Source organism: Microcoleus sp. B7-D4 (genome assembly GCF_036705125.1).
GTDB lineage: Bacteria > Cyanobacteriota > Cyanobacteriia > Cyanobacteriales > Microcoleaceae > Microcoleus.
This window is the reverse complement of record NZ_JAUBTT010000102.1, coordinates 22,337-28,336: the sequence shown is the minus strand read 5'-3', so window position 1 is coordinate 28,336 and position 6,000 is coordinate 22,337. Positions and strand designations below refer to the sequence as shown.

The 6,000-nt window shown below is 48.8% G+C and carries 3 protein-coding genes; 2 read left to right on the top strand and 1 reads right to left on the bottom strand.

The features are described from left to right. Window positions 1-82 precede the first annotated feature (82 nt). Window positions 83-229: a hypothetical protein gene (locus QUB12_RS30660; RefSeq protein ID WP_333309923.1), complete on the bottom strand. Its 147-nt coding sequence runs from the start codon at window positions 227-229 to the stop codon at window positions 83-85. 602 nt (window positions 230-831) lie between these two features. Between QUB12_RS30660 and QUB12_RS30655 the strand changes: the two genes are divergently transcribed. Both QUB12_RS30655 and QUB12_RS30650 read left to right on the top strand, forming a co-directional pair. Next, window positions 832-3,597, top strand: a complete 2,766-nt coding sequence (locus QUB12_RS30655) for an HAD-IC family P-type ATPase (RefSeq protein WP_333142431.1) — start codon at window positions 832-834, stop codon at window positions 3,595-3,597. Window positions 3,598-4,538: 941 nt separating this feature from the next. Further along, complete coding sequence (locus QUB12_RS30650) at window positions 4,539-5,939, top strand: CmpA/NrtA family ABC transporter substrate-binding protein (protein WP_333142430.1); 1,401 nt, start codon at window positions 4,539-4,541, stop codon at window positions 5,937-5,939. Window positions 5,940-6,000: the final 61 nt, after the last annotated feature.

Sequence of the window (6,000 nt, the reverse complement as noted above, 5' to 3'; positions counted from 1 at the left end):
GATTTTAGATTTTAGATTAAAGAATTGAAGCATTGACCCCACGGATAAATTCGGGGGGCAAGTTTCATCGGATACAGATTTTTTATTTCTGGACGGATGAATCCGGCGGCTTGTATCCTGGATGCTTGATTGTCAAAACGATCGCACGCGAGTGCATCACCAAAGCCAGGGCGATCGAATTTCTGCCCTTAAACAAATCCTTCGCAGTAACGGACGATCGAACTAACACCCGCCCGAACCGCATTTCCTAGACCAACAGCACTGAACCCAGCACCAGCGTCACTACTATTTCCATAAGTTCAGAATACGATCGCTTAACTCGGTTTTAACTCATATGTTGCACCATTCTCAATAAGCTTTTTAGGAACAGGCTTTTCGGCCTGTTCCACAAGAAAATTCACTCTTTGTGGAACAGGCATCTTGCCTGTTCTTGAGAATGGTGCAATATCTCAGTTTTAACACGCTTTGCGATCGATAACTCCTGACTCCTGCTCAATAATGAATCCGTGTATCCGTGACTTCCCTGTCGTGCCTTTCTTCAACCACACCTAAAACTTGCCAAATGTCAAGGGATTAGATCGACTTTTCCCCACCTTAGCCACCAAGTCCCAAACAAGATTTAGCGCCGGAAAAAATTCCCCAAATCTCTTGCCACAAACGACCACATCGCTTGTAATATGGATCTAACTCACAGCCCGTTAAAGCAATCAACAAACAATTAAGCCGCTCAATATATTCACGCTCCAACGAGCGATCAGTTGTATTGAGCGCGCCGCGCCTATTAAGGAGCGCTAAAAGCTCGTCACACACCCCAAATATTCAGCAAGAATCATGCCATCAAGAGCCGCCAACGATGTAGACGTAGCAGAGCAATATTGGCACTACCTAGAAGTATCCAAGCTTGCAACAATCTTAGAAACCAACCTGGAAAGCGGTTTAGAACCGACAGAAGCCAACCATCGCCAACAGAAATTCGGGCCCAACGAACTAACTGTTAAAGCAGGGAAACCAGCCTGGTTAAAATTTATACTGCAATTTAACCAACCCCTCCTGATCATCTTGCTGAGTGCAGGTTTAATCAAAGCAGTGATCGGAGAATGGCTAAACGCTAGCGTAATTTGGGGCGTAACCACCACTAACGCTACTATTAGTTTCATCCAAGAAGCTGGAGCCGAGAAAAAAATTGAAGCCCTAGCCCAAGCTGTCACCACCGAAGCCACAGTTATTCGGGGCGGCAAAAAATTAAGAATTCCCTCCAAAGAACTCGTAGTCGGGGACTTAGTAACCCTGACTTCCGGCGACAAAGTACCGGCAGACTTGCGCTTAGTGAAAGTGCGCGACTTGCAAATCGACGAATCGGGACTCACCGGGGAATCTGTTGCTGTCGAAAAAGAATTAGGACAATCTGGAGACTTGGTTCTGCCACAAGAAACGCCACTAGCAGAACGGGATAACATGGCCTATGCCGGCAGTTTTGTCACTTTTGGCCAAGCTAGCGGCATCGTAATTGCGATCGCCAATAAAACCGAAACCGGCAAAATCTCCCAACTATTAGATCGGCACATCGATCTCACCACCCCCTTAACCCGCAAATTCAACCAATTCAGTCAAAACTGGCTGTTATTCGTGTTGGGAATGGCAACCTTGACCTTCGCAGTCAGATTGGGCAGACCTGTCCCAGAGGGGGTTTCAGCCTTTAAAGAAGCAGTCGAACCCGCAGTCGCCCTGATTGTCGGCGCAATTCCCGAAGGCTTACCCGCCGTCATCACCGTCACCCTAGCCGTAGGCGTTTCCCGGATGGCAAATCGCCACGCGATCGTCCGCAAATTGCCCGCAGTGGAAACCCTCGGCGGCGCTACCGTCATCTGTTCCGACAAAACCGGAACTTTGACGGAAAACGAAATGACGGTGCAAGAAATCTATTCTGGCGGCGAATCCTACTCGGTTACGGGTACGGGATACAGCCCCGAAGGTGAAATTCAACTCAACCAACTGCCAATTACTGTCAGCCAAACTCCAACTTTGCAAGAATGTTTGCAAGCTGGACTCCTTTGCAACGACTCTCAGTTGGAATTCAAAGACGATAATTGGATAGTCGTCGGAGATCCGACAGAGGGAGCGTTAATTGCTGCAGGCAAAAAAGCTGATTTGAGCCAGCAAATTTTGTCCAAGTCAATGCAGCGGCTGGATTCAATTCCCTTTGAATCTCAGTTTCAATACATGGCGACGCTGCACCGAACTCCCACTGGCAAAATTTTGTACGTCAAAGGTTCCGTAGAATCAATTCTCGGCCGCTGCGGTTCCAGTCTCGACACTCAAGGAAATCCGGTAGAAGTCGATCGCGAACAAATCCACCACCAAGTCGATGAAATGGCAAAGCAAGGCTTGCGCGTCTTGGCTTTAGCGAAAAAGCCAGTACCGCAAAGCCAAAATTCCGTCGATCACTCGGATTTGGAGTCAGGGCTGGTTTTCTTGGGACTGCAAGGCATGATTGACCCGCCGCGGGCAGAAGCGATCGCAGCCGTCCAAGCTTGTCAAACCGCCGGCATCCAAGTCAAAATGATTACCGGCGACCACATCGCTACAGCCAAGGCGATCGCCCGCCGCATGGGATTCCGCAAAACTAAACACCACAGGGAACTTGTAGCCTACACCGGTGCTCAACTCGCCGCAATGAGCAAGCAGGAACTCGGCGAAGCCGTAGAAGCCGGCTCAGTTTTTGCCCGCGTCGCCCCAGAACAAAAACTCCGCCTCGTAGAAGCTTTGCAAAATCAAGGCGAAATCGTGGCGATGACGGGAGACGGCGTTAACGACGCGCCGGCGCTGAAACAAGCGGATATCGGGATTGCGATGGGCAGCGGTACTGAGGTTTCTAAGGAAGCCGCCGACATGATTCTTACCGATGATAACTTTGCGTCGATCGAATCTGCTGTCGAAGAAGGGCGATCGGTTTACAAAAATCTGCTCAAAGCAATCAGCTTCATTCTCCCAGTCAACGGCGGAGAATCGATGACAATTTTGCTCAGCACCCTCCTCGGTCGAGAATTGCCGATTTTGTCGCTACAAATTCTCTGGCTGAATATGCTCAACTCGATCACCATGACTGTGCCTCTGGCTTTCGAGCCCAAGTCAGCGGGAGTCATGAAACAGCAGCCCCGACCGGTCAACGAACCTTTCCTCACGGGAAATCGGATCAAGCGGATCATCGCTATTTCTCTTTACAACTGGACTCTGATTTTCGGAATGTTTGAATGGGTACGCCAAGCTCCTTGGGGAACCTTGGAACTGGCCCGCACGATGGCGATTCAAGCTTTGGTAATGGGGAGAATTTTTTACCTGTTGAGTCTCAGCCAGTTGTTGCCTTCTTTGATTGCTAAGTTTAGCGGTTCTAAGGAAGAAGTTAGCGGCGCTCCCGCCCTCGGTGTGGGAATTGTCCTGGCAGTGATTTTGCAGATCATCTTTGCTAATTCTCCGTTTGTCAATCGCATATTTGAGACGGCTCCGATGAATCTGGATCAGTGGCTGATTTGCTTCGGCGTAGCCCTGCCGATGATCGGTGTTGCTCTCTCCGTCAACCGCTTTGACCCGCCCAACTAAGCTGCTGTACAAAAGTGCGATCGAACTTGGAGGTACTGCCACCGATTAGTAATTTCGGGTGTTGAGAAACCGGGTTTCTGGAAGAAACCGGGTTTCTCTGTTTTACACAAAATCGAACCTAAAAGCCCACGTCATATCATCTCCGGTAAATCACTTACGATTAAGCGCCAATTTTAGGCCAATACGCTTGGGCCCGAGCCCGATCGCCCCTAGCCCCCCGCATCGTTGCGGGGGGACAAGAACTTACTCTTTCGTCCCCCAACAACCAGGGGGAGTAGGGGGTATGCGAGGGGATCACGCCCGGAATAAGCAGTTTTAACCCAAGCGTATTGAATTTTAGTCCACCAATGAAAACCAGTTAACCCTTTGACAACACCCAAAGCGTAAAATGTTAATTATTTCTGTATAATAAACTACAATTAGCTTAAAAAAAATAGACATATATTAACAAAGTAAATGTGCAGTGGCTGCGATGTTGGCAACTTATTGACAAGAGATTTGAAGGCGGCCCGATCGGCCTTCGCTACAACCCTTACCCAGCAAGTCTTGGTTTGAACCAGTTTTGATAAGCCAACCAGAGCGCCCTTCCCAACGGTTCGTTATCGATAGGGCGATCCCAAAAGATTTACTTATCAAATGAATTTAATAATTGTTTTATAATTTGTGCAAGAGTAAGGTAGAGTTAATTATCAAGCCAAGAAAACGTGCGGCTCGCAAAAAGTGAGTTCACACAACTCGGCCGCTCGAAATATCGATAATCAAAAAAGTCAAATCAGCAGGGATAGTTTAAAGAATTATGCTAGCGATAAATCTTTTGCTCCCTCCTGCCAAGGAGCGCTCAAAACAGTTCGCTAAATTCCATTAGCGAACAGAAAAAAAGCGCCTTGATAAACTTCAGTGATGTCGTTACAGAAGATTATGAATTGCAGCGAGGCTAGACTATGACAAAATTTTCAGAGCAATTTTCTCGGCGTAAATTTATCGTTACAGCAGGTGCATCTGCAGTCAGTTCAATACTGCTCAAAGGGTGTTTGGGAAATCCTCCCGAACCGGGTGCTAGTGCTGGCGGTGAGGCCGCTGCTGGTGGCGGGGCAGTGCCGGTGGCAACCTCAGCAGTTGCAGTTGCCAACGAGAGAAGAGTAGAAGGAATTGAAAGCAGTAAAATTACATTGGGATACATCCCGATCGTGGAAGCAGCACCTTTAATCATTGCCCAAGAAAAAGGCTTTTTTGCCAAATACGGCATGACTGAGGTAACAGTTGCCAAGCAAGCCAACTGGGGATCGACCAGAGATAACGTAGAAATCGGATCTGCCGGGGGCGGCATTGACGGCGGCCAGTGGCAAATGCCGATGCCTTATCAAATTAGTCAAGGCCTGATCACCAAAAACAGCACCCCAATCCCGATGTATGTTCTGGCGCAGTTGAACACTCACGGAAATGGAATTGCGATCGCGGGCAAACACCAAGGCAAAGGCCTCGGACTCAAACTAGACCAAGCAGCCCAAGACTACATCAAAGGCCTAGCGAAAGCAGGCACTCCCTTCAAAGCAGCCTACACCTTCCCCAAGGCCAACCAAGACTTGTGGATTCGCTACTGGCTTGCAGCTAACGGCATCGATCCCGATACAGATGTCAGCTTGCTGACAGTGCCGGCCGCCCAAACCGTGGCCAACATGAAAACCGGAAGCATGGACGCTTTCAGCACCGGCGACCCCTGGCCTTTGCGGATTGTCAAAGAAAACATCGGCTTCATGTCAGCGCTAACTTCCGAAATCTGGAAAGCTCACCCAGAGGAATATCTCGCAATTCGCGGCGACTGGGTAGACAAGCATCCCAAAGCCACAGAAGCCGTGATAGCAGCAATCATCGAAGCGCAACAGTGGTGCGACAAGCCAGAAAATCGCCCCGAATTAGTTGCCATTCTTTCCGGCAAAAACTTCATTGACGTAAATCCGGCTGTTTTGGCGCCGCCCTTTGAAGGCAAGTATGTCATGGGCGATGGCAAACCCGACATCAACGACTTCAAGAGCAGCCCGCTGTACTGGAAAGATAGCGTCGGCAACGTTTCTTATCCCTACGCAAGTCATGATTTGTGGTTCATTACCGAAAGCGTTCGCTGGGGTTTCTTGCCAACAAAAACCTTGGCAGACAAAAAGACACTCATCGGTAAAGTCAACCGCGCCGATATCTGGAAGAAAGCAGCCAAATTAGCCGGAGTGGCTGATGCTGATATTCCGAAAAGTACGTCTCGCGGCATTGAGAAGTTCTTTGATGGCAAAGAATTCAACCCGGATCAGCCCGAAGCTTATCTGAGTAGTTTGGCGATTAAAAAAGTGTGATGGGTAAAAGCTTCCCATAATTTAGCCTCAAAAATTTAGTCTCGAAAGAAAACACCGCAGA